The organism is Bifidobacterium sp. UMB1197 (assembly GCF_030217745.1).
In the GTDB taxonomy this organism is placed as follows: Bacteria; Actinomycetota; Actinomycetes; order Actinomycetales; family Bifidobacteriaceae; genus Bifidobacterium; species Bifidobacterium vaginale_B.
The window spans coordinates 1-281 of record NZ_JASOOL010000052.1; the positions used below are offsets into that span (position 1 = coordinate 1).

The window sequence follows — 281 nt, forward strand, 5'->3', positions numbered from 1 at the left end:
GGCCCGCCGGAGGCATCGCAATGCGATCCCCCGACTGGCTGGATGAACGCCAGAACGAGTGGGTAAGCATGGCGAATAACGCGATAATGCGCTGCAAAAAGCTGACGGGAATGGGCAGTGTGGCCAGCGCTTTGCAGCACTGCTACAGGGAGCGTGAGACGCCGAATGCTGACGCTGAACGGACACCAGAAAACTACTGCTCTGTGTCTCAGTCGGCAGATGAGGCGATGGGAAAGCTGCGGGAGCTGTTGCCGGAAAAGCGCCGTAAAGATGCGGTACTG

The 281-nt window shown here is 59.1% G+C and carries 1 protein-coding gene; it reads left to right on the forward strand.

Annotated features, from left to right (window positions below):
- Positions 1-68: 68 nt before the first annotated feature.
- A partial coding sequence (locus QP420_RS06570; protein WP_481616901.1) for a plasmid recombination protein occupies positions 69-281 on the forward strand: 213 nt, incomplete at its 3' end.